Annotated in this window: 13 protein-coding genes and 1 pseudogene; 3 read left to right on the forward strand and 11 right to left on the reverse strand. The window is 73.0% G+C overall.

The window, feature by feature from the left end; translation table 11 throughout:
- Nucleotides 1–25: 25 nt before the first annotated feature.
- Both ACFWZ5_RS07280 and ACFWZ5_RS07285 read right to left on the reverse strand, forming a co-directional pair.
- Nucleotides 26–1,555 carry a sulfatase gene (locus tag ACFWZ5_RS07280; protein ID WP_384788396.1) on the reverse strand — a complete coding sequence of 510 codons (1,530 nt, stop codon included), beginning with the start codon at nt 1,553–1,555 and terminating at the stop codon, nt 26–28.
- 88 nt (nt 1,556–1,643) lie between these two features.
- Complete coding sequence (locus ACFWZ5_RS07285) at nt 1,644–1,739, reverse strand: putative leader peptide (RefSeq protein ID WP_384788393.1); 96 nt, start codon at nt 1,737–1,739, stop codon at nt 1,644–1,646.
- A 291-nt stretch (nt 1,740–2,030) separates the two neighbouring features.
- On the opposite strand from ACFWZ5_RS07285, the gene ACFWZ5_RS07290 reads away from it, so the two are divergent.
- Together ACFWZ5_RS07290 and ACFWZ5_RS07295 are read left to right on the forward strand one after the other, a co-directional pair.
- On the forward strand, nt 2,031–3,182 hold the full coding sequence (locus ACFWZ5_RS07290) for a lactonase family protein (RefSeq protein ID WP_384788391.1): 1,152 nt from the start codon (nt 2,031–2,033) through the stop codon (nt 3,180–3,182).
- A 53-nt stretch (nt 3,183–3,235) separates the two neighbouring features.
- Nucleotides 3,236–3,592, forward strand: a complete 357-nt coding sequence (locus ACFWZ5_RS07295) for a hypothetical protein (RefSeq protein WP_384788388.1) — start codon at nt 3,236–3,238, stop codon at nt 3,590–3,592.
- A gap of 179 nt (nt 3,593–3,771) precedes the next feature.
- Here ACFWZ5_RS07295 and ACFWZ5_RS07300 read toward each other — a convergent pair.
- A pseudogene (locus tag ACFWZ5_RS07300) lies at nt 3,772–3,909 on the reverse strand (RNA-binding protein); the annotation flags it as partial.
- Between the two features lie 186 nt (nt 3,910–4,095).
- The gene (locus ACFWZ5_RS07305) at nt 4,096–4,866 is read right to left on the reverse strand and encodes a methyltransferase domain-containing protein (protein WP_384788385.1); all 771 of its coding nucleotides are present in this window, start codon (nt 4,864–4,866) and stop codon (nt 4,096–4,098) included.
- A gap of 28 nt (nt 4,867–4,894) precedes the next feature.
- Here ACFWZ5_RS07305 and ACFWZ5_RS07310 point away from each other — a divergent pair, with 28 nt between their 5' ends.
- On the forward strand, nt 4,895–5,350 hold the full coding sequence (locus ACFWZ5_RS07310) for a MerR family transcriptional regulator (RefSeq protein WP_384788382.1): 456 nt from the start codon (nt 4,895–4,897) through the stop codon (nt 5,348–5,350).
- Here ACFWZ5_RS07310 and ACFWZ5_RS07315 read toward each other — a convergent pair.
- The 7 genes from ACFWZ5_RS07315 to ACFWZ5_RS07345 form a co-directional block, all read right to left on the reverse strand.
- On the reverse strand, nt 5,347–6,576 hold the full coding sequence (locus tag ACFWZ5_RS07315) for a serine hydrolase domain-containing protein (protein ID WP_384788379.1): 1,230 nt from the start codon (nt 6,574–6,576) through the stop codon (nt 5,347–5,349). The genes ACFWZ5_RS07310 and ACFWZ5_RS07315 overlap by 4 nt on opposite strands.
- A gap of 209 nt (nt 6,577–6,785) precedes the next feature.
- Nucleotides 6,786–18,254 carry an amino acid adenylation domain-containing protein gene (locus ACFWZ5_RS07320; protein WP_384788376.1) on the reverse strand — a complete coding sequence of 3,823 codons (11,469 nt, stop codon included), beginning with the start codon at nt 18,252–18,254 and terminating at the stop codon, nt 6,786–6,788.
- A gap of 81 nt (nt 18,255–18,335) precedes the next feature.
- Nucleotides 18,336–19,310, reverse strand: coding sequence for a 3-hydroxyacyl-CoA dehydrogenase family protein (locus ACFWZ5_RS07325; RefSeq protein WP_384788374.1), 975 nt, complete (start codon nt 19,308–19,310; stop codon nt 18,336–18,338).
- Nucleotides 19,307–20,386, reverse strand: a complete 1,080-nt coding sequence (locus tag ACFWZ5_RS07330; RefSeq protein WP_384788371.1) for an HAD-IIIC family phosphatase — start codon at nt 20,384–20,386, stop codon at nt 19,307–19,309. Before ACFWZ5_RS07330 ends, ACFWZ5_RS07325 begins: the two co-directional genes overlap by 4 nt.
- On the reverse strand, nt 20,383–21,552 hold the full coding sequence (locus ACFWZ5_RS07335; protein ID WP_384788368.1) for an acyl-CoA dehydrogenase family protein: 1,170 nt from the start codon (nt 21,550–21,552) through the stop codon (nt 20,383–20,385). Before ACFWZ5_RS07335 ends, ACFWZ5_RS07330 begins: the two co-directional genes overlap by 4 nt.
- Nucleotides 21,549–21,833: an acyl carrier protein gene (locus ACFWZ5_RS07340; RefSeq protein WP_384788365.1), complete on the reverse strand. Its 285-nt coding sequence runs from the start codon at nt 21,831–21,833 to the stop codon at nt 21,549–21,551. The genes ACFWZ5_RS07335 and ACFWZ5_RS07340 overlap by 4 nt, the downstream gene beginning before the upstream one ends.
- 75 nt (nt 21,834–21,908) lie before the next feature.
- A complete protein-coding gene (locus ACFWZ5_RS07345; RefSeq protein ID WP_384788361.1) occupies nt 21,909–22,916 on the reverse strand; it encodes a 3-oxoacyl-[acyl-carrier-protein] synthase III C-terminal domain-containing protein in 1,008 nt (335 codons plus the stop codon).
- Nucleotides 22,917–22,936: the final 20 nt, after the last annotated feature.

The following is a 22,936-nucleotide window of genomic DNA, read 5'->3' on the forward strand; positions in this document are numbered from 1 at the left end:
CGTAGCGCGCGGGCGGGGCGCGCGGCTACGCGGGGTAGGGCAGCAGCCCGGCGTCGATCCGCTCCCACTCCGCCTTCAACTCGGCGAGCAGGGCGGGGTGCCGGGACGAGCGGTCGCTCCACTCCCGGGGGTCCTGCTCCACGTTGAAGAGCAGGTCCTTGCCGTTGAGGAGCGGGTGCTTGGCCTTGGTGGCGCGGTGGTACTTCCACGCGCCGCGGCGCAGCGCACGCTCGCCGCGTACCCGCCAGAACAGGTCGCGTGCGGGCGGCTTCTCGCCACGCAGCAGGTAGCCGGTGAGGCTGGCGCCGTCCAAGGGGTGGGTCGGTCCAGGGCGGGTGCCCGCGATGTCGAGGAGGGTGGCGGTCCAGTCCGGGGTCACGACGGGGACGTGGCTGACCTGCCCCGGGTCGATGCGGGCGGGCCAGCGGACGATCGTCGGTACGCGGATGCCGCCCTCCTGGAGCTGGGACTTGGCGCCGGACAGCGGCCAGGAGTACGAGAAGCGTTCGCCGCCGTTGTCGCTGGAGAACACGACGACGGTGTCGCGTTCCTGCCCCGACGCCCTGAGCGCGGCGAGCACCTTGCCGATCGCCCCGTCCAGGCCCTCCACCATCCGCCGGTACGTGTCGAGGGAGCCGCCGTCCAGATGGACGAGCGCCAGCCTGCCCTCGGGCCCGCCCGCCTTGACCAGCCGTTCGAGGCGCGCCGCCTCCTCGACGTCGCCCTCGGCGGTCCAGGGCCAGTGCGGAGTGGTGAAGTTGAGGTTGAGCAGCCAGGGCCGGTCGTGGTCGCGCCGGATGTACTCGCCCGCCCGTTCGGTGAGGATGCGCGTGTAGTAGCGCAGGTCCTTGTACGGGACGTCGCCCTCGTAGAGGTCGTAGTCACCGACGCCGGTGAGTTTCGAGTAGGACTCCAGGGCGCCCGCGAAGTTCCCGAAGAACTCGTCCCAGCCGGACTTCGTCGGGGAGTAGTCGGGCAGGAAGCCGCAGTGCCACTTGCCGATCAGCGCGGTGGCGTAGCCGCTGTCCCGCAGCAGGGAGGCGAGCGTGGGGTGCGTCGGGTCGAGGCCGACGGTGGCGTCCTCGAGGATCGGCTCGTCGAGGCCGGCCCTGATCCGGCCGGGGTAGCGGCCGGTGTAGAGGCTGAGCCGGGTGGGCGAGCAGGTGGCGGACCCGGCGTACGCGTCGGTGAACCGGACGCCCTGCCGGGCGAGCCGGTCCAGGTGGGGGGTCTTGATGTGGGGCGAGCCGTAGGAGGACAGGTCGGCCCAGCCCAAGTCGTCGGCGAGGATGAACAGGATGTTCGGCCGTCGCGAGTGCCGTCCGGGGGCGGCGGCGCGGAACGGCCGCTCCGCCGTGGCGGCGGGCGCCGCGTGCGCCTCGGCGGCGGGCAGACCGGCCGCGGCGACGGCCGAGGCCCCGACGACTGTGCCGAAGGCACGGCGGGACAGCGCGGAGCCGGAAGGCGACGCGGAGCCGGAAGGCGATACAGAGTCCGAAGAGGACACGGAGCCCGAAGGGGATGCGGAGTCCGAAGGGGATGCGGAAGACGACATGGTGCGCTCCTGAACGGGGCACGGCGCAGCGACGCGCGTGCCCGGTGTCGCCGGGGCGGCCCCGGCGTGGTCGGGGAAGGGGATGTGTTCAGGAAGTGCGCAGACAGAGCGCGCTGGCGATCCTCGCCAGGTCGACGTGGCGACGCGCCACCAGGCTGACCCGAAGGCCGGACGAGCACCGCATGGCCCTGCCTCCTCCGGTCAGTCGGTCGGTCGGGAGCACGGCGCGGGTTCCGCTGGACCGTACGCCGTCATTGAGTACGGAGTTCTATAAGGAGCAGCCGACAGTCGTCAAGGCTTCGCATGGATTGGCTGAAGCCCATGGTGGATGGGCTTCACCAGCTGACGCTCGCCCGAGACGGCACCCCCGTCCGCGCGTTGCACATCATGCAACTCATGTTGCGGGTATTGCCTGGTGTGACTTCTGGGGTCAATGTGTCTGCCACACCGACACCACTGGGACGTGAGGTGCACCATGGACAGACGGCGGTTCATCGGTACGACGCTCGCCACGGCCACCGCGATCACCACCGGGGCCGTCTCGGCGCCCCTGGCCACCGCGGCCACGCCCCCGCGCCACCCCCGGCGCGCCCGGCCCCTTTTCCTCGGTACGTACACCTCACAGCCCGGCGGCGGCACGGGCATCGGCCTGGCCACGTACGACGAGGAGTCGGGCCGTGTCACCCGCACCGGCACGCTGGTCGGGGTGCCCGACCCGTCGTACCTGGCGCTGCACCCGTCGGGGCGGACGCTCTACTGCGTGAACGAGCGGCAACAGGGCGGCGTGACCGCGATCGCGCTCTCCCCCGACGGCGCCCACCGGGTGCTCGGCACGCGGGACACCGGCGGCGCCGGGCCGTGCCATGTGTCCGTGCATCCCAGCGGGCGCTGGCTGTTGAGCGCCAACTACACCTCCGGCAGCGTGGCCGTGCACCCCGTCGAGGCGTCCGGAGCGCTCGGCGAGCGCACCGACCTGGTCCGGCACTCCACCCCGCCGCCGGGTCCGGGGCAGGAGGGCCCGCACGCCCACCAGATCGTCACCACCCCGGACGGCCGCCACATCCTCGCCGTCGACCTCGGCACCGACACCGTCTACACCTATCGCCTCGACCCGAAGGCGGGACGGCTGCGCCCGGTCTCGTACGCGGCACTACGGCCCGGCGCCGGACCACGCCACCTCACCTTCCATCCGTCGGGGCGCCACGCCTACCTCGCCAACGAGGTGGACAACACGGTCGTGGTCTGCGCGTACGACCCGGCGAGCGGGCGCCTCACGCCGGGCGAGCCGCAGTCCACGGGCACGAAACCCGGCGTCACCAGCTATCCGGCGCAGCTCGTCGTGACCCGCGACGGCCGCTTCGCGTACCTCGCCAACCGGGGCGACAACACCCTCGCCCGCTACGCCGTCGAGGCGTCCGGCGCCCGTCTCCGCCTCCTCGACACGGTCCCGGTCTCCGGCGACTTCCCCCGCCACCTCGCCCTCTCCCCGTCCCAACGCCTCCTGTTCACCGCCAACCAGCGATCGGGTTCGGTGAGCGTCTTCCACGTCGACGCCGACACGGGCGAACTCACCCCCACGGGCGAGCCGTTCACGGCGCCGGTGGCGGTGTGTGTGCTGCCGTTGTAGGCCGACTCGGCGTCAGAAGCAGCCCTCGCTGTCTTGCGATTGCTGGTCAAAGCTTGCCGGACCACCTGAAGGACACCGCAGGCTCCGCTGCGGGCAGGATTCAGCCGGCGTCGGCAGAGGGTCGCTCACCTTTCTGGGCAGTTTCCACTCCTCTCACCGAGGAGCAGGCGCGCGACGCCGTCAGGTGGGTATCCGGCAGCCTGGGAATCAAACACGATGACCTCGTCCAGGCAGCAGGGTTCATCGGGCACCCGGATGCCCCGAATGTGACGCTCAACGAGGCGATCGAGCGCTATGGGAACGACCCGATCAGTTTCACCCTGTGCATGGTGATGCTCTGCGGCGGCCTAGTCGCGACGGTGGGAAACGCCGATCCGGATTGGCTCAAGCAGTTCGATCTGCCGGCCTGAGCAAGCCGAGGCCCTCCAGAGGTAGTGCTCTCCTGTGCCCAGCAGTCAAGGGAGACCTGCGGCCCATCATTGAGGTGGTGAAGAACGGCGCTCTCCGTGGTTTCCACGAATTCTTGTCGTGGACGACGGCGGCCGCGACCAGCAGGGTCATGGATTCGAGGGCGGGCTTGAGCCACCATGCGCTTGATCTCAATGACCAAGGCGCCGGGGGCTTCCTTTTCGGGGCCGTAGATGGAGCGGATGTTGGCCAGCTGTTCGTCCCGACTCACTCGGGGTTTGACGTTGGCCGGGCCTTCGCCGTCAAGGAGCGCTTCGAACACCCTGTGCCAGGGATAACGGCTATGGCCGCCATCCGTCGGGCGGCAGCCATAGCCGTTGCTGCCGGGCAAGCGCCGTAGGAGCAAGGCACTGCCTCCGGGCGTGCCCCGCGGGCTTCGCCCCCCTCAGCCGATAAGTCGTGGGCCGGCCACGGACGAGGGTGTCGGGGGGTGGCCGGGCGGCTCCTAAGCCGAGGCCGCGGCCACGAAGAACGGGATGGCGATCAGGAAGCGGTCGGTCTCGGCTCGGTGGTGTTGAGCGGTGAGCCACTCGTCGGCCTGGGCTCGGGCGATGGCGTCGCTCGTGCAGGCCGCTTCCGCGAGCCTGGTGAGCAGCGGGAGCATCGCGGGGTCGGTGAACACGGTGGTGTGTGCCTCGACGGTGACGTCGTCGAAGCCGCCGTCCAGGAGGAGGTTGCGGTACTGGCGGCCGGCGCGGGGCGTGCCCAGGAGGTCGGCGCGGGCGTGCACGATGGTGCGGGTGAGCGTCGGATCGTCCGAGTCGATCATGATGGCGTCCCAGTCCTGGCCGACCAGGACGATCCTGCCGCCCGGGCAGAGGACGCGCCGCGCCTCCGCCACCGCGCGCCCCGGCTCCTGCAGCACGTGGAAGACCTTGTCGGCGCGGTAGCCGCGCACGCTTCCGTCGGCGAACGGCAGGTCCTCCGCGCCCGCCTCGCGGAACTCGGCCGCCGGCCACCGTTCCCGGGCCGCCGTCAGCATCCGCGGGTCGGGGTCCACGCCCACCGCGTGGACCCCGCGTTCGGCCAGCTCGGCGACGGCGCGTCCGCCGCCGCAGCCGACGTCCACGACGGTCGAGTCCGGGACGGAGGACAGCAGTTCGTAGGAGCGGGCCCGCAGCCGGGCGGCGCCCGGCATCCGGTCCGCCGCGTCGAGGACGGCCAACAGGGTCTCGGTGTCGCGGAGCTCTTGCACCGCTTCCTGGTTCTTGGACATGGACGCCAGGGTGCGACTTAATGTCGGCATGAGGTCAAGTGACAGCAGCGGCGCCGACACGATGAGCATCGGTGCCCTCGCGGCACGGTTCGGCCTGGCCACGCACGTCCTGCGGCACTGGGAGTCGGTGGGCCTGCTGCATCCCGGACGGGACGCGGGCGGGCGCCGCCGCTACACCGCGGACGACCTCGACCGCGTGGCGGTGATCCTCATGTACAAGGAGGCCGGTCTCGGTCTGGACGCCATCCGGCGCCTGACCGTCAGCGTCGACCGTGCCGCCCGGCAGGAGACCCTGCGTCACGAGGCCGCGGAGCTCCGCTCGGCCATCGCGGCGGCCCGTGCCTCGTTGGAGCTCATCGAGGGCGGCCTGAACTGCGCGTACGAGGACATCTCCCAGTGCCCGAACTACCGGCGGCGCATCGCCGAGCGGGTCGGCCCCCGACGCGGCGTCGGGCACGTCGGGTCAGCAGCCGGGCCGGTCTAGCGGCGGTCGTCCGCGCACAAGGCGTGGTCCACGAGCTTGCGGGCGGCGGTGTTGAGGGCGGTGGGGTCGGGGCGGCTGCCGGTGCTGGTGATCGATACGGCGACGGAGCGGCTGCCGTCCGGGGTGACGCCGGTGCGGGTGTAGGACCCGAAGCCGTCGCCCTCGTGATGCCAGTAACCGCCGCCGCAGGACAGGGGGACCCAGCGCAGCCCGAGGCCGTACCCGCCCCGGGGCCACTCGGCGAGGTCCTCCGTGTCGCCGGTGCGGGCCACGGTGTGCTGCATCTGGGCCAGTTGGGCGGGCGGAAGGAGCCGGCCGGTGGCCAGGGCGCGGAAGAAGGTGTTCAGGTCCGCGGTGGTGCTCACGACGGCCGAGTCGGCGGTGTGCTGCAGGCTCTGCTCGGTGACGTCGAGGCGCGTCCCCTCAGGGGTGCGCAGGTACACGCGTGCGTGGGGGCCGGGCAGGAACGGGTTCGCGCCCGCGACGTAGGTGTGCCGCAGTCCGAGCGGGGCGATGATGCGGTGCTCGACCTGCTCCCGCCAGCTGAGCCCGCCCGCCTTCTCGATGACCATCGCGGCGAGGAGGTAGTTGGTGTTGGAGTACGCCCAGCGGGGGCTCTTGGGGTCGGGCGTGAAGAGCGGGCGGTGCCGCATCGCCACCTTCACCCACTCCTGCGGCGGCGTCGCGTCGTAGCGGTGCTTGTCGAAGTCCTCGGTGAGGGAGCGGGCGAGATCCGGGTCGTCCACGTAGTCGAACAGGCCGCTGGTCTGCTGGAGCAGGTCCCGGACCGTGATCTTCGATCCGTCGTTGCCGTGGCTCGACACGACGCCGGGCAGCCACTTCTCGACCGTGTCCGTCAACGACAGCTTGCCGTCGGCGACCAGTTGCAGCGCGGCGGTGGCCGTGAACGTCTTGGTCGTACTCGCCACGCGGAACTGGGCCTTCCAGGGCACCGCTTGCTTTCCGCTGCCCGACCGGGCGCGCAGGGCACCGTGGCCCGTGTTCACCTCGGCCAGGACGCGGGCGTCTCCGGCCGCCGCCCGCACCGCGCGTACGTCCGCCTGGAGCGTGCCGCGGCCGTAGCGGCCGTGGTCGCTCGCGCCCGAGTCGGCGGCGCTCACGTGCGGCAGCGCCGCGACCGCGGCCGCGACAACGACCGTGGCCAGGGCCGCGGCACCCGTCCGGCGCTCCCTCATCCAACGGCCCGCTCGCCGGTGCACGTGCATCGTTCGTCCTCCTGCTGCCCAGGCCACCCTCATGGGGTCGGCCGTCCTGTCGGCGAGGTCTGTTCTCCTTGCCGCGGACAAGCCAATCAGCGCACTGCGGGGCGGACCATGGACTCAAGCCCCGGGTGTGTACTGGGGTTATCCCCCGTCTCTGGCCCGGCTGCGACGGGCAGCCGGGGCAGAGACGGGGTCAGGGACGGAGGAAGAGGTCACCGCCCTCCGAGCCGCGCGAACGTTCCCGACAGCCGTTCCGCCAGCTCGGCCACGGTGTCGTGGTCGAACAGGTGGCGCTGGTAGGACAGGGTCACGCTCAGCCGCGGGTCGACGGTCACGCCGACGACCAGCGGGTAGCGGGTGCCGTTGACCGTGGTGACGCCGGTGATCGCGATTCCGGCGGCGGTGTTCGCCTCGCTGATGCCCGCCCGGCCCATCGGGAAGGACTGGAAGACGACCTGGGTGTCGGCCTGGCGGCCGTCGGCGTGCCCGAACTGATGGTGTTCGAGCAACCGCCCCTGCCGACCGTGGAGTTCGGTGAGGAGCTCGTCCCAGGTCCGGTCCGGGGAGCGGCGTACGCGGACGGGCACGGTGTTCACGAACAGGCCCACCATCGTGTCCACCCCGACGACCTCCGCGGGCCGGCCGGACACCGTCGCGCCGAACACCACGTCGTCGCGCCCGGTCACGTCCGCGAGGACCGAGGCCCACGCGCCCTGCACGACCGTGTTCAGGGTCACGCTCAGCTCCGCGGCCCGCCGGGACAGCGCTTCCGCGGTCTCCGCGCTCACGGGGACCTCGACCGTGTCGACGCCGACGGGGTCGGCATCGGACGGCGCGGCGAGCAAGGTCGGCCGGTGGCCGTCGAGTTCGTCCGCCCACACGCGTTCCGCGGCCTCGCGGTCCTGCTCCGTCAGCCACACCAGGAAGTCCTTGTACGGACGCACCTTCGGCAGGACGGACGGGTCGGCGCCCGCGCCGTACAACCGCAGCAGATCCTGCAGCAGCAGCGGAACGGACCAGCCGTCGAACACCAGATGACTGGCCGTCAGGAGGAGTTCCGAGCGGTCCTGTCCCAGGCGTACCAGCGTCATCCGCACCAGGGGCGGTGTCGCCGGGTCGAAGTGGGCCGCCTGGTCCTTGAGGCGCAGCTCCTGGAGTGCGCGGGTCCGCTCCTCCTCGCCGAGTCCGCTCAGGTCGCTCTCGTGCCACGGCAGTGCGACGCCGTCGATCACGACCTGGACGGGCTCGCCGGTGGCACACCTGGCCACCGCCACCCGCAAGGTGGCGTGGCGGTCGAGGAGCGCCTGGCCCGCGGCGCGCAGCCGCGCCGCGTCCACCTGCCCGGTGACCTGGAAGGCCATCTGCACGTGGTAGGGGTCGTGCGCCTGGCCGGGGCGCATGGTGTGCCGGAGCATCGAGGACTGCTCGTGCGTGAGGGGCCAGACGTCGGCCAGGCGTCCGTAGCGGCGCTCCCACGTCTCGATGTCGTGCTGGGTCATGGCCGCCAACGGGAGGTCCGACGGCGTCAGGCCGCCCGCGCCCGGCCGCTTCGCGTGCCGGGCCAGGCCCGTCAGCGCGTCGCACCAGTACCGTGCCAGGTCCGCCACGTCGGAGCGGTCCAGCACACCCGTGGCGAAGTACAGCGTGGCCTGGGGCCGCGGGCCGTCGTCGCCGTCGACGACGACCACGCTGACCTGTATCTCCGCCAGCGCGGGCATGTCGGCGTCGGGGGTGATGTCCATGCTGTCCGCGTCGGCGACCGGGGTCCAGCCGAGGCCCCTCAGGTCCCCGGGCATGTCGGCCTGGGAGAACCGGCCCAGGTAGTTGAACGAGATCTGCGGTGCGGCGTACGCACCCAGGTCCGCGCCCGTCTCGGGGTTCAGGTAGCGCAGCAGCCCGTAGCCGATGCCCTTGTCCGGGACGGACCGCAGCTGCTCCTTGACCGTCTTCAGCGCGCCACCGGCGGCGGGTCCGCCCGCGAACGCCTCGTCCAGGGCGCACCCGGCGACGTCGAGGCGCGCCGGGAACACGCTGGTGAACCAGCCGACGGTGCGCGACAGATCCGATCCGGGCACCACGGCCTCCTCGCGGCCGTGTCCTTCCAGGGCGATCAGGCAGGACGACTCGGCCACGCCGCGCTCGCCGCGCCACTGGGCCAGTGCCAGCGCGAGACCGGTGAGCAGGCCGTCCTGTGTCCCGCACCGGAACGTCGCCGGGAGCGTGGACAGCAGGGCCTCCGTCGCCTCGTCGGGCAGGTCCACCTGGATGCTGTCCAGGGTGGCCACGGTGTCGACGCCGGGGTCCAGCCTGCGGGATCCGAGCATCGGGTCGGGGCCGTCGAGGACGTCCTTCCAGTACGGCAGCTCCGCCGCCCTGGCCGGGGTTTCCGCTTCGGCCGCGAGGGCGTGCGCCCAGCGCCGGGCGGACGTCCCCACCGGCGGCAGCGCGGGGGTCCTGCCCTCGCGCACCTGCGCCCATGCGGCGGCCAGGTCCGGCAGCAGGATCCGCCACGACACCCCGTCGGCCACGAGGTGGTGCAGCACGATCAGCAACCGGCCCGCTGTCGCGGCGTCAGCGCCGGTGGCGGTGTCGGCCTCGGCGTCGGTGGCGGTGGCGGTGGCGAACCACACGAACTGGGCCATCACCCCGGCCTCCGGGTCCAGCCGGCCCACGGCCGCGTCCAGCTCCGCCGCGGCATCCCGCTCCCCGCCGGCCCGCCGCAGCAGTCCGGCGACGTCGACCGTGCCCGGCGCGCCCACCACGAGGCCGCCGTCGTCGGGCAGGAGCCGCGAGCGCAGCACGTCCTGGTGGTCGATCACGGCGCTCAGCGTCGCGACCAGCAGCCTCTCGTCGATGTCCGGCGGAAGGTGCACCGTCGCCGCCATCGAGAACCGCGGGAACCGGCTGCCCACGTGCCGTGCGATCGGAGGCAGCGGCATCCAGCCTGCCCCACCGCCGTCGAGTTCGGCGAGGACCACACCGTCGTCGCCCGTGCTCGCCACGGCGGCCAGTTCGGCCACGGTGCGGCAGGCGAAGATCTGCTGGGGAGTGATCCCGACGCCCAGCGCCCGCGCCCGCGACACCACCTGGATGGACCGGATGCTGTCCCCGCCGACGGCGAAGAAGTCGTCGTCGGCACCGATCCATTCCCGGCCGAGGACTTCGGCGTACACCTCTGCGAGGACCTCTTCGACGGGCGTGCCCGGGGCCCGGTACGCCGCCGCGGTGAAGCCCGGGTCCGGCAGCGCGCCCCGGTCCACCTTCCCGCTGGGCGTCAGCGGAAGCCGGTCCAGGGTCACGACCTGCGACGGCACCATGAATTCCGGCAACCGCTCGGCCACGGACCGCCGTACGGCGGCGACGTCGACGCCGAGGTCGACGTCGTATCCGGATCCCGTGGCCGCCACGACGTACCCGACGAGGCGTGGGCCCCGGTCCCCTTCGACCGCCGCCACCGCCGCCTGGGCCACGCCCGGGCACGCCAGGAGCGCGGCCTCCACTTCGCCCGGTTCGATCCGCACGCCGTGCACCTTCAGCTGCGCGTCGGCGCGGCCCACGCACTCCAGCTCGCCGTCGCGGTTCCAGCGGGCCAGGTCGCCCGTGCGGTACATCCGCGATCCGGCGGGACCGAACGGGTCCGCCACGAACCGCTCCGCGGTCATGCCCGCCCGGCCGAGATAGCCGCGGCCCACCTCACCGGCCACGTACAGCTCCCCGACCACGCCGGACGGCACCAGGCCGAGGCCGGGGCCCAGCACGTACGCGCGCACGTTCCCCAGCGGCGTACCGATCGGCACCACGCCCGGTTCCGTCTTCTCGGGAAGCCGGAACGCGGTGGCGTAGAAGGACTCGCTCTGCCCGTAGGCGTTGATCAGGCGTGCCGCGGGCAGCGCCGCCCGCACCCGGTCGACCAGGCCTGCCGTCAGGGGTTCACCGGCGAGCACCACGGTGTCGGCCGTGATCGCGTCGCCGACCTGGGCCAGGACCGACGGCACCGCGCTGACGACGTCGCCCGACCAGGCGCCGCACTCGACGACGTCCTGGACCACTTCGAGGGTGGCGCCCGTGCTCAGTGCGGCCAGGACCTCGAAGACCGACACGTCGAAGGCCACCGACGTCGACGCGAGGACCCGCCGGCCCGGCCGCAGGCCGATCAGCTCGACCAGCCGCGCCACGTCGTGGACCACGCACCCGTGGGTGATCACCGCGCCCTTGGGCACGCCCGTCGAGCCCGAGGTGTACATCACGTACGCGGTGTTCCCGGGCCGCACTCCGCTGTCGAGGTTCCCGCCGTCGCCGGCCGTGAGGTCGAGGCCGTCCAGGTCCGTCAGGACGAACTCCGGTCGCGCTTCGGACCGCACGGCGTCGGCTCGGCCGCTGGGGTGTCGCGGATCGATCGGGACGTAGCCGGCACCGGACTTCCAGATGCCCAGCATGGCGACGACGAGGTCGAGCGACCGCGGCAGCGCGAGGCCCACCAGCGCCTCCGGCCGCGCGCCCCGTTCCGCCAGCGCGCGGGCCAGTCGGTTGGCGCGCGCGTTCAGCTCGCCGTAGGTCAGCGAGGCACCGTCGTACGACACCGCGATGGCGTCCGGCGCGGTCGCGGCCTGCCGTTCGAAGAGCTCCGGCACCGTCACGTCGGGCGTCTCGGTCACGGGGGTGGTGCTCTCCCCGAGCAGGCGCGCGCGCTCGCCCGGCATCAGCACGTCCACGGTGCGGCGCCGGGGGTCGGCCACCACCTGCCGCAGGACGGCTTCGTAGCGGGCGACGACGGCCTCGGCGGTGGCGCGGTCGAACAGGTCGGTGGCGTACTCCAGGAGGCCGTGGACGCCCTGGCCCGGGATGTCGGTCAGGTTGAAGAACAGGTCGGTCCTGGCCGTCGTGGTCGGCACCGGTTCGAGCGCGGCGTCGAGCCCGGCCAGGGTGAAGCCGGGGCCCGCCGCCGTCCGCCAGCCGAACAGGACCTGGAACAGCGGGGCGTAGGCGGTGGAGCGTTCCGGGTTGAGGATCTCCACGAGCTTCTCGAACGGGACGTCCTGCTGGTCGTACGCGGCCAGGGCCTTGCCCCGCACGCGGTCCACGACGGTCTCGAACGACGGGTTGCCCGACAGGTCGGCCCGCAGGACCCAGGTGTTGAGGAAGAACCCGACGGAGTCGGCGAGTGCGGCGTCCACCCGGCCCGCGATGGGCGAGCCGATCGTGATGTCCTCGCCGCCGCCGAGCTGGTGGAGCAGCACGGCGAGGGCCGCCTGCAACACCATCGGGACGGTCGCGCCCCGCGCGCGGGCCAGCTCGCCCACGGCGTCGAGCAGGCCGGGATCGAGGCGGAGTTCCACGGCGTCACCGCGGTGGCTGGCCACCGGCGGCCGCGGGCGGTCGACGGGAAGCCGCACGGGCCGTACTCCGGCCAGCTCGGTGCGCCAGTAGGCGACCTGGCGTGCCAGGAGGCCGTTCCCGTCGGCCAGCAGGTCCCGCTGCCACAGGGTGAAGTCCGTGTACTGCACGGGCAGTTCGGCCCACTGCGGGCGGGTGCCGCCGCACCGGGCGGCGTAGGCGGCGCTCAGGTCGCGTGCCAGCGGTGCCGCCGACTCTCCGTCGGCCGCGATGTGGTGCACGAGAAGGACCAGGACGTGCTCGTCCGGGCCGGAGCGGAACAGTGAGGTCCGCACCGGGATCTCCGCGGACAGGTCGAACGGCCGGCCCACGGCCACCGCCAGGGCGCCGGCCAGGGCGTCCGGCGCCACGTCCACGACCGGCAGGTCGAGCGGGACCTCGTCCGCGGGCAGCACCCGCTGGAAGGGCACGCCGTCCTCCTCGGCGACCACGGTGCGCAGGCTCTCGTGCCGTCCCACGACGTCCCGCACGGCCTGCGCCAGCGCCGCCACGTCGAGCGTGCCGGTCAGCCGGAGGGTCAGCGGGATGTTCCAGGCGGCCGACGCTCCTTCGAACCGGTCGAGGAACCACAGCCGGCGCTGGGCGAACGACAGCGGCACCCGGTCGGGCCGGCGCGCGGCTCGCCGCAGGGGCGGCCGGACCGGGTTTCCGGCCTGGAGACGCTGGGCCAGCTCGGCGACGGTGGGCGCCTCGAAGACCGCCTGGATGGGGACTTCGGCGTTCAGCGCGGTGCGGATCCGGCTGACGAGGCGGGTCGCGAGGAGCGAGTGCCCGCCGAGCTGGAAGAAGCCGTCGTCGATGCCGACCCGCTCCACGCCGAGGATGTCCGCGAAGAGCCCGCACAGGACCTTCTCGGACTCGTCGCGGGGCGCCCGGTACGCCAGGGCGGCGGCCTCGGGCTCGGGCAGGGCGGCCTTGTCGAGCTTCCCGGTCGGCGTCCACGGCATCCGGTCGAGCACCACGATCGCCGACGGCACCATGAACTCCGGCAGGCGTCCCGAGAGGAACGCGCGGAACTCCTCCGCCGTGACGCCGTCGCGCGTGACCACGTAGCCCAGGAGGTACTTGCCCTTGTCCTGGTCCTCGCGGGCCACCACCGCGGCCTCGACGGCCGCCGGGTGGGCGCTCAGAACGGTCTGGATCTCGCCCAGTTCGATCCGGAATCCGCGGATCTTGACCTGGTCGTCGGCGCGGCCCTGGAAGACCAGCTCGCCGTCCGGGGTCCAGCGCACGACGTCGCCCGTGCGGTACATCCGCTCGCCCGGAAGCCCGAACGGACAGGCCACGAACCGCTCCGCCGTCGCCTGCTGCCGGCCGCGGTACCCGCGCGCGAGCCCCTCGCCCGCGAGGTAGAGCTCACCCGCGGTGCCGGAGGGCACCGGGCGCAGCGCCTCGTCCAGGACGTAGGCGCGCATGTTGTCCATCGGCCGCCCGATGGGGATGTCGGCGTCGATGTCCTCGTCGGCGTCCGTGGAGCGGGCGATCGCGCAGACCGTCGTCTCGGTCGGCCCGTAGCCGTGCTTGAACGTGGTGCGCGGGCAGGCCTCCAGTGCCTTGCGGAACGTCGAGGGCTGCGCGCGCTCGCCGCCGGTCCACACCTCGCGCACGCCCGCCATGCACGTCACGTCCTCCTCCACCAGGACGTTGAACAGGCCGGTGGTCAGGAAGACCGACGTGATGCCCTCGTCGGCGACGAGCCTGGCCAGGGTGTCGGCGCTCAGCCGGCCCGGAGGGGCCATCACCACGCGGCCGCCGCGCAGCAGGGGCACCCACAGCTCGTACACCGAGGGGTCGAAGGTCAGGGGCGTGTGGCACAGGACCCGGTCCTGCGTGGCGGCGGTCCACCTGCGGTCGACGGCGAAGGCGACGACGTCCCGGTGGGTGATGCCGACGCCCTTCGGCGCCCCGGTCGAGCCGGACGTGTACATCACGTACGCCAGCTGCTCCGGGTGGTAGCGGTGCGGCCGGTGCTCGGCCGCGGAGACGTCCTGCGGTGAGTCCTGAGCCGGTGTCTGTACGTCCATCACGGGGCAGGGCAGGTCGGGCAGGGTGCCCGAGCCGTCGGTGAGCACCAGTGCGGGCCGGGCGTCGTCGATCAGGAGCCGGATCCGCTCGGCGGGCTGGCCGGGGTCGACGGGCAGGTAGGCGCCGCCGGTCCGCACCACGGCCAGGATGGCTTCCACGTAGCGCGGTGAGCGCTCCATGGCGACCGCCACCACCGATTCCGGCCCGATCTCCCGCGCGCTGAGTGCGCGCGCGAGGCGGTCGGCCCGGGTGTGGAGTTCGCGGTAGGTGAGCCGCTCGGCGCCGGAGGCGACGGCGACGGCGTCCGGGGTGATCGCGACCTGCCGCTCGAACAGTTCGGGGAGCGAGATCTCGGGGATCGGGGCCGCGGTGTCGTTGACGGTGTCGTGGGCCGTCGCCTCGGCCGAGCCTGCCGCATCCGCGGAACCCACGGAGTCCGCGGAGTTCATGGCGAGGAGGTCGCGCAGCGGACGGTCGGGGTCGGCCATCGCGGCGGCGGCGATCTCCTGGAACATGTCGGCGACGCGCCGCATGGTGGCGGCGTCGAAGAGGTCGACCGCGTACTCCAGGAAGCCCTCCATCGGGCCGCCGTCCTGGTCGAACACCCCGAAGGTCAGATCGCACTTGGCCGTGCCGGGGGCGATCCCGGCGATGTCGTCGGCGTCGTGGGAGACCGTCATCCCCGCGAGTTCCTCGGTGGGCGCCTCGTTGTTCTGGTGCGTGTACGCCACGGTGAACACGGGGTGCCGCGACGGGTCGCGGTGGCCGCCGAGCGCGGCGACGAGCTTGCCGAACGGCATCTCCTCGTGGTCGAGGACGCCGGTGACGGTGCTCATGCACCGGTGGACGAGGTCACGGAAGCTCAGGCCCGGCGCGACCGGGGTCCTGAAGGGCAGGACGTTGTTGAAGTAGCCGATGAGACCGTGCGTGGCGGGGTTCGTGCGGCCGGAGGTGGCCACACCGACCACCACGTCCCGCTGTCCGGCCCACAGGTGCAGCAGCGCGTCGACCACGGCGAGCATGGTGACGAACGTCGTCACGTTCTCGCGCACGCTGAAGTCCCGCAGGTCCCGCACGACGTCCGGGCGCAGCTCGAAGGTCAGCAGGTCGCCGACGTAGGACTGGGCCAGGGGGCGCGGGCGGTCGAGCGGAAGTTCCGTCGGGGTCAGGTCGCGCAGTTGGCCGCGCCAGAACTCCAGGCCGCTCGCCATCCGGTCGTCGTCGAGCCAGGACCGCTGCCAGGCGGCGTAGTCCGCGTACTGGATGGGGAGTTCGGGCAGGTCCGGCGCCCGGCCCTCGCGCCGGGCCGTGTAGAGCTCGGCGATCTCGCGGTAGAAGACGGCCGGTACCCAGCCGTCGAAGATGATGTGGTGCCAGGTGTAGAGCACCATGTGCTCATCGTCGGCGAGCCGGACGACCGTGGTGCGCAGCAGCGGGCCCTGGGTCAGGTCGAACGGCCGGGTCTGGGTCTCCTCGATCACCCGGGCCAGGTCCGTGTCCGGTCGGCCGCCGAGATCGATGACCTCCACCTCGGGTTCGGTGAGGTCCGCGAGCACGTACGGGGCGCCGTCCTCGTCGAGGATGCGGGAGCGCAGGATCTCGTGCCGCCGCATCAGGTCACCGAGGGCGTCCCGGAAGGCGTCGAGGTCGAACGGGCCGCTGTAGCGGGCCCTGGTCGGGAGGTTGTAGAGCGGGCTGTTCGGGTTGAGCTTGTCCAGGTACCACAGCTGTTCCTGGTTGAAGGACAGCGGCAGCCGGCCGCCGCGCGGTATCGCCGGGATCGTCCAGCTGTCCGCCTCGGGCGCGACGCGGGCCGATTCGACCAGGGCCGCGAGGTCGCGGATGGTCGGACATCGGTACAGGTCCGCGAACGTCAGGCGCACCCCGAACCGCCGCTCGACCTCCCGGATCACCGAGATGCCCGCGATGGACGTGCCGCCCAGCTCGAAGTAGTTCGCGTCCGGGCTCACGTCCTCGGCGTTCAGGACCTGCCGCCACACGTCCGCGAGCTCCAGTTCGGGCGCCCTGGCCGAGAGCGCGGGCGCGGTGTCCCGTGTGCCGCTCGGTGCCGCGACCGGTGCGGGGCCGCCCGGCGGCAGGCACCAGCAGGAGACCTCCTCGAACGGGTACGTCGGCACTTCGACGCGCGACAGGTGCCGCCCCGCGTAGAAGCGGTCCCACTCGATGTCCACGCCCAGCGCGTACAGCTCGCCCAGGGCCCGGAGCACGCCGTCCCGGGACGGGTCGGAGAACAGCCGCACCACCGGCAGGTCCGGGGCCACGCGGTTGATCGCGCGTGACAGGGTCCCGTCGGCGCCCAGTTCGACCATGATCGCGCCCTGGTCGGTGAACTCCGCCACCGCCCGCCGCAGGCCCGCCTCGTTGACCTCGTCGGTGATCGGCGCCTCACGGGCGTCCACGTCCTGACCGCGCAGCCGCCGCACCGCGAGGTTGCCGACGCCCGAACCCACCATCTGGAGTTCGCTCACGCCCAGGGACCGCACCAGTTCGTACGCGGCACACAGCCGGTCGGCAAGGCGCTCGCCCGCCGAACCGGTCCCGCCCACGCCGTCGAGCCCGGCGAACGACGCGGAGAGCCGGTCCCACGTGGCGTCGCCCAGCTCGCCGTCGCCGGAGAACAGCAGCACGACCTTGGCGGAACGGGGTGCCGCGGCGAACTCGGCCTTGCGCAGGGACGCGGCGAGCTCTCCGGTGTCCTGGGCGACACCGGACCAGCGGAACGCGTGGTCGTCGCGGCCCCGGTTGAGCACGTGCGCGACGGCGGGCAGGTCGAGATCCGTCTGTTCGAGGAACGCGGCGACGCGTGCGGCGGAGGCGGACAGGGCGGACGCCGACTTAGCCGACAGGGTGACGAGTTCGGTGGTGGTGCCGTCCGCCTCGGGAGTGGCCCCTTCGGCGCGGTCGTTCGGGGGCTGCTCGATCACCGCGTGGACGTTGGTGCCGGTCAGGCCGAAGGAGCTCAGTCCGGCCCGGCGGACGCCCGACGTCGGCGTCCACGGCGTGAGCGCGGCCTCCACCTGGACGGGTCCCGACACGTCGATCAGCGGGTTCGGCGAGCGGAAGTTGGGGTTCGGATACCGCACTCCGTGGCGCAGTCCCGCGAGCACCTTGAAGAGGCCCGCCATGCCCGCGGCCTGGTCGAGATGGCCGACATTGCCCTTGATCCCGCCGATTCCGCACGGTCCTGCGAGGCCCGCGTCCGCGAACGCGAGCTGCAGGCCGCCTGCCTCCACCACGTCGCCGAGCGGTGTGGCGGAGCCGTGGCACTCGACGAGGTCGATCGCGTCGGCGCCGGCCTGCCGCCAGGCCTCCACGATCACCTGGGCCTGGCCCTGGGCGCTCGGCGCACCCATGTTGGTCGCCCGGAACCCGTTGTGGTTGACGGCGATCCCGGTGAGCACCCCGTGGATGTGGTCCCCGTCGGACAGCGCGTCGGAGAGCCGCTTGAGCAGCACGAGCCCGCCGCCCTCACCGGCCGTCGTGCCGTTGGCCTCGGCGTCGAAGGGGCGGCAGACGCCGTCCGGCGACTCCAGGCCCTGGAGCGGCTGGTGGGCCTGCCGGGTCACCGGCACCGAGAAGACGTTCAGACCGCCCGCGACCGCGAGGTCGGCGCGGCCGGCACGCAGGTTCTCCACGGCCGTGGCGAGCGCGGTGAGGCTGCCGCTGCACGCGGTGTCCACCACGGACGTGGGGCCGGTGAAGTCGAAGAAGTAGGAGACGCGCGCGGCCGTGGCGGACGGCAGGGAGCCGAGGAGCTGCTGCGGGTCGTCGTCCGTGTACAGGCTCGCGTAGCCGGGTGTGGGCGCGCTGAGGACGACGGCGGTGTTCGAGCCGCGCAGCGCCGCCGGGGCGTAGCCCGCGTTCTCGATGGCGCGGTGGGCCAGCTGGAGGGCGATCCGCTGGTGCGGATCCATCAACTCCGCTTCCCGCAGCGACAGGCCGAAGAACTGGTGGTCGAACAGGTCGATGCGGTCCAGATACCCGAGAGCGACGTAGTCGGCGTCGGCGGACGCGCCGGTGTGGTGGATCCGGTCCCGGGTCGGCGGACCGACGCTGACGCGGCTCTCGGCCAGGTTCTCGTGCAGGGCGTCCAGGTCGCCGGCGTCCGGCAGCGCGAGCGCCACTCCGACGATCGCCACCGGCTCGTGCGCAGCGGCCGGCGGCTTCTGCTCGGCCGCCACCGGCTCGTACTCGGCCACCGTGGACCCGTGCTCAGCCGCCACCGGCTCGTGCCCAGCCACTGCCGGCCCGTTGTCAGAGCGCGTCACAGCTCGTTCCCCCACTTTCCGTCGTTCTCTCCGATTGCGTCGCCGGCCGGCCGCTCACGCATAGCGGTGGAAGCCCTGTCCGCTCTTGCGGCCCACGTGGCCGTCGGCGACCAGCTGGCGCAGCTTCTCGCAGGGCTGGAAGCGCTCGTCCCCGGTGCATTCGAGCAGGACGTACAGGGTGTCGACGATGGTGTCCAGACCGATCAGGTCGCCGGTGGCGAGCGGGCCCATGGTGTGCCCGAAGCACTCCTGGAAGATGCGGTCGACGGCGACCGGGTCGGCGGTGCCCTGCTGCACCACGGTGGCGGCTTCGTTGACCGTGAGCATCAGGACCCGGTTGGAGACGAAGCCGGGCGCGTCCGCGACGACGATGCCCTTCTTGCCGAGGTCCGCGAGGAGGGCGAGGGTGGTGTCCAGGGTGGCGTCGGTGGTCCGCGGGCCGCGGATGACCTCGACGGTGTCCTTCAGGGGCGCCGGGTTCATGAAGTGCGTGCCGATGACCTGCCCCGGCCGCGCCGTCTGCGCGGCGAGCCGGTCCACCGGGATCGCCGAGGTGACCGTCGCGAACACCGCCTGGGGCGGGCACACGTCGTCGAGTTCGCGGAACAGCTTCTCCTTCAGCGGGATGCGCTCCGGCGCGCAGTCGAGGACGAACCGTGCGGAGGCGAGGTCCGCCAGCCGCGTGGTCCAGGTGACCGCCTCCAGGGCCTGGGCCATGGGCACGGCGCCGGGCCCCTTGCGGAACATCGTGGCGAGCCTGATGCCGGTGCGGAGCCGGGCCGGTGCGCCGGCGAGCGCGCTCTCCTCGGGGTCGACGGCCACCACGTGGTGCCCGGCCTCGGCGAGGCACTGGGCGATGCCGACGCCCATCGTTCCGGCGCCGACCACGCCGATGACGCCGGTGTCGGCGCTGTCCTGGTGCATGAGGGTCTCCGTGTGCGCGTCGTGCGCGTCGTGGGTGCGGTTGTCGTGGGCGTCGCGTGGGCCGTGGGCGTCCCGGTCCGGGTCGCGGTGGTGTGCGCCGGTCATCCGGTGACCACCCGCACCGGGTGCGTGCGGGGACGCGGCGGGTTCGCCGGGTCGATGGCGAGGGTCGTCCGGCCGCCGCTGTCCTCGACCACCGCGAAGCCGCCGAAGCGCAGGGTGACCAGCATCTGCCGGTTGACGTCGGTGGCGACGAACTCCGCGACCGGGCGGCGGCCCGCGGCGAGGGTCTCGGCCACGATGTGGTCGATGAGCACCGCGCCGACGCCGCGCGACATCACCCGGCAGGACATGAGGAGCAGTTCGAGCACGGTCGCGTCGTCCCGCAGCGCGGTGACCGCGAGCCCGATGGTGCCGTAGGAGCCGAAGCGGTCCTCCAGGCTCGCGACGATCACCTCGTGCCCCGGGTCGGCGCACAGCTGCCGCAGCTCGTCCAGGCCGAAGGTGCGGCCGGTGGTGTTGAGCTGGTGGGTGCGCACCGTCAGTTCGTGGGCGCGGGCGAGGTCGGCCTCGGTCGCGCGCCGGACGGTGAGGACCAGGTCGAGTGAGGCGAGGAACTCCGCGGGCGGGCCCGTGTGCTCGGTCTCCGCGGCCTTGCGCCGCCGCTCGGTGCGGTAGAGCCCGCGCCGCTGGGCGGACTCGTCCGTGATGAACTCCGGCGTGAACTCCTCGTACGCCACGAGCTGTTCGGCCTCGGTCGCGGGATAGCAGCGTACGGACGGGTGCGCGGCGGCGACCTCGGCCCGCTCCACCGCGTCGTTGTCGATGAACGCGACCGTGTCGATGCCGATGTTCAGCTCGGCGGCGATCCGTTCGACGGCCCCGGACTTGGCGCCCCAGCCCACCTCCAGGACGGTGAACAGGTCGTCGAGCCCGTGCGCGGCCAGGTGGGCCGCGGCGACGTCGTACTCGCCGCGGCTGGCCACCGCGTGCAGGATGCCCCGCTGGTCCAGGGCGTGCAGGGTCTTCACCGCCGCGTCGAAGGGGACGGGCGCGTCGCCTTCGAGGACGACGCCGTCCCACAGGGTGTCGTCGAGGTCCCAGACCAGGCACTTCACCGTCGGTGCCGCGGCGTCGTCCGCCGCCGTCGCGCCCGGCTGCCCGCTCGCTCGTCCGCTCATCGCGGTCCTTCCTCTCGCTCCGGGCGCCGTGCGCGCGGCCGGTGTCCGTGGGCGCGCAGCAGGTGGTCGGCGATGTGCAGTTCGGACACCTGCGCCGAACCCTCGATGATCTCCATGACCTTGGCGTCCCGGTAGCACCGGCCCACCAGGCTGTCCGGGGCGCAGCCCGCCGCGCCCAGGATCTGGACGGCGTCCGCGGACACGGAGGTGGCAGCGCGCGCCGCCGCGTACTTGGCGGCGACGGTCTCCGCGATGGCGTCCGGGTCGCCCGCTTCGCGCAGCCGGGCCGCGCGCAGGCACAGCTCGCGGGCCGCCCTGCTGTCCACCGCCGCGCGCCCCAACAGCGAGCGCACCAGCTGGTGCTCGGCGAGGACGACGCCTTGCTGGTCGCGCCGCACGGCGTGCGCCGCGGCCGCGTGCAGGCACGCCTCGGCCATCCCGACGCAGCCCCACGCGACCGTGAACCGCCCGTGGTCGAGCGCGGTGCCCACCACATGCGACAGGCCGAAGCCGGGCGGCGCCACCGCGTTCTCGCGCGGCACCCGCACCCGGTCGAACCGCACGTGCGCCAACTGGGCGGCGCGCATGCCGAGCTGGCCGCGCACCGGCTCCCGCTCGACGCCGGGCCGGTCCGCCTCGACGAGCACCGCGGCCGGGCGTCCGCCCGCACGGCCGAGGACCAGGAAGACGTCCGCGACCTCGCCGAAGGTGATCCAGCGCTTCTCGCCGGTGACGGTGTACGCGTCGTCCTGTTCGTCGACCCTCGTGGTGACCGCGGCCAGGTCGCTGCCCGCCTCCGACTCCGTCGCGGCGAACGCGGCGAGCACCTCGCCCCGGGTCAGGGCCGGCAGCCACCGCTCGCGCTGCTCGGCGGTGCCCCAGCGCAGCAGTGCCGCGCCCACCATGCTCTGCACGGTGACCAGGCCGCGCAGCGCGCTGCACACGCCGCCGACGCGGGCGCACGCCTCGCCGAGCTGGGCGGGCGTGGCGCCGAGCCCGCCGTAGCGGGCGGGCAGGTCCGCGCCGAACAGGCCGGCCCGCGCCGCCGCGAGCCTGACGTCGGCGGGCAGTTCGCCGCGCGCGTCCCAGCCCGCGGCGTCCTCGCGGACGGAGTCGGCGAAGTCCGCCCCCAGGGTGGTGGGGTCCGGTGCGAGGGCGCTCGTCATGCCGCCGTGCCGCGGGTCGCGGTCTTCCTCAGGACGAAGTCCCGCAGCCTGCCGAGGGTGCGGAAGTTGTCCAGGTCGAGGTCGGCGACGTCGACCTCGATGCCGTACCGCTGCTCGACGAAGTTCACCAGCTCCATCGCGAACAGGGAGTTGACCAGGCCGAGGGCGAAGTAGTCGTCGTCCGGGCCCAGTTCCTGCCCGAGGTTCCCGGTCAGGTATGCGCTGAGCTCCTGGGTCACGTCCGTCTCGGTGGCCGTGTCCGTGCGGTTCGGTGTTTCCATTCGGGCCCTGCTCCTCACAACGGTGGTTCACATGGGTGGTTCACAACGGGTGGTGCTGTTCGTGACGGGCCGTGCTCACAGGTAGTGCGGCGCGGCGGTGCCGTCGCCGATCTGTACGAGCAGCAGGCTCCACGCGGCGACCGGGCTCGCGCTGAGCAGCACGGCGTACTGCCCGTCCTCGATGCCGCCGCGGTCGAGCTCCGTGCGCAGGTTCAGGAGCACGTCGTTCGGGCCGAGGTGGCCGTACTGCCGCAGGTTGTCGAAGCACGACGTACTGATCTTGACGTCGAGGGTCTCCTCGGTGAAGCGGAAGGCGCCCTCGGACAGGTTGTGGCTGAGGTGGCGGGAGATGTCCGCGGGCGCGAGGTCGTTGCGCTCGAGGAGGCGCGCGTACAGGGCGCGCAGGCGGTTGCGGGTCTCCACGGCGAGGCGGAAGGAGTACGAGGGGATGTCGCGGCACTCCTCGCGCCACTCCTGGGTGGGCCGGTCGCGGTAGTCGACGCGGAACAGGTCCCAGTGGCTGCCGTTGGTCTCCTGGACGACGTCGACGATCCGGACCGGGCCGCCGCGCGCGATCACCGCGGCGGCGCCGCCGTCGCCGCTGACCGTCACCGGGTGCCGGTAGCGCAGCGGGGTCGGCGGCTTGCTGCCGTGGACGACCAGGACGTGCTCCAGGTCGCCGTCGGCGGCGAGCAGTCCGCGGGCCGTGAGCAGCGCCGGGGTGAGGGAGACACAGCCGAGGCCGCCCACCGAGAACGTCAGCGCGCGGTCCGCGCCGAGCAGCGCCTGGAGCCGGGTGGCCGCCGACGTCATCAGCGTCTCGGGCGCGCGGGCGTCGATGAGGACGAGCGCGTCGACGTCCTCCGCGGCGAGCTGTGCTTCCGCAAGGGCCCGGCTCGCGGCGCGGGCCGCGAGGTCGAAGGCGCTCAGCGAGTCGTCGGCGCGGACCTCGTCGATGCCGAGCTGTGCGCAGGTCTCCCGCTCGGCGTCGTCGAGGCCGGCGAGGCCCGGCAGTTCGGGCACGGGCAGCACGCTGTCGGGCTGGTAGCAGGCCATGGCCTTGATGGCCGTCACCGGAGGCATTCAGCGGCCCCCTTCGGTGC

The organism is Streptomyces sp. NPDC059003, assembly GCF_042740445.1.
GTDB lineage: Bacteria > Actinomycetota > Actinomycetes > Streptomycetales > Streptomycetaceae > Streptomyces.

What these genes read in the sequence shown, in the direction of transcription:
- ACFWZ5_RS07280 (WP_384788396.1), bottom strand. Translation starts at nt 1,555, where the DNA reads ATGTCGTCTTCCGCATCCCCTTCGGACTCCGCATCCCCTTCGGGCTCC.
- ACFWZ5_RS07285 (WP_384788393.1), bottom strand. Translation starts at nt 1,739, where the DNA reads ATGCGGTGCTCGTCCGGCCTTCGGGTCAGCCTGGTGGCGCGTCGCCAC.
- ACFWZ5_RS07290 (WP_384788391.1), top strand. Translation starts at nt 2,031, where the DNA reads ATGGACAGACGGCGGTTCATCGGTACGACGCTCGCCACGGCCACCGCG.
- ACFWZ5_RS07305 (WP_384788385.1), bottom strand. Translation starts at nt 4,866, where the DNA reads ATGTCCAAGAACCAGGAAGCGGTGCAAGAGCTCCGCGACACCGAGACC.
- ACFWZ5_RS07310 (WP_384788382.1), top strand. Translation starts at nt 4,895, where the DNA reads ATGAGGTCAAGTGACAGCAGCGGCGCCGACACGATGAGCATCGGTGCC.
- ACFWZ5_RS07315 (WP_384788379.1), bottom strand. Translation starts at nt 6,576, where the DNA reads ATGCACGTGCACCGGCGAGCGGGCCGTTGGATGAGGGAGCGCCGGACG.
- ACFWZ5_RS07325 (WP_384788374.1), bottom strand. Translation starts at nt 19,310, where the DNA reads ATGACCGGCGCACACCACCGCGACCCGGACCGGGACGCCCACGGCCCA.
- ACFWZ5_RS07330 (WP_384788371.1), bottom strand. Translation starts at nt 20,386, where the DNA reads ATGAGCGGACGAGCGAGCGGGCAGCCGGGCGCGACGGCGGCGGACGAC.
- ACFWZ5_RS07335 (WP_384788368.1), bottom strand. Translation starts at nt 21,552, where the DNA reads ATGACGAGCGCCCTCGCACCGGACCCCACCACCCTGGGGGCGGACTTC.
- ACFWZ5_RS07340 (WP_384788365.1), bottom strand. Translation starts at nt 21,833, where the DNA reads ATGGAAACACCGAACCGCACGGACACGGCCACCGAGACGGACGTGACC.
- ACFWZ5_RS07345 (WP_384788361.1), bottom strand. Translation starts at nt 22,916, where the DNA reads ATGCCTCCGGTGACGGCCATCAAGGCCATGGCCTGCTACCAGCCCGAC.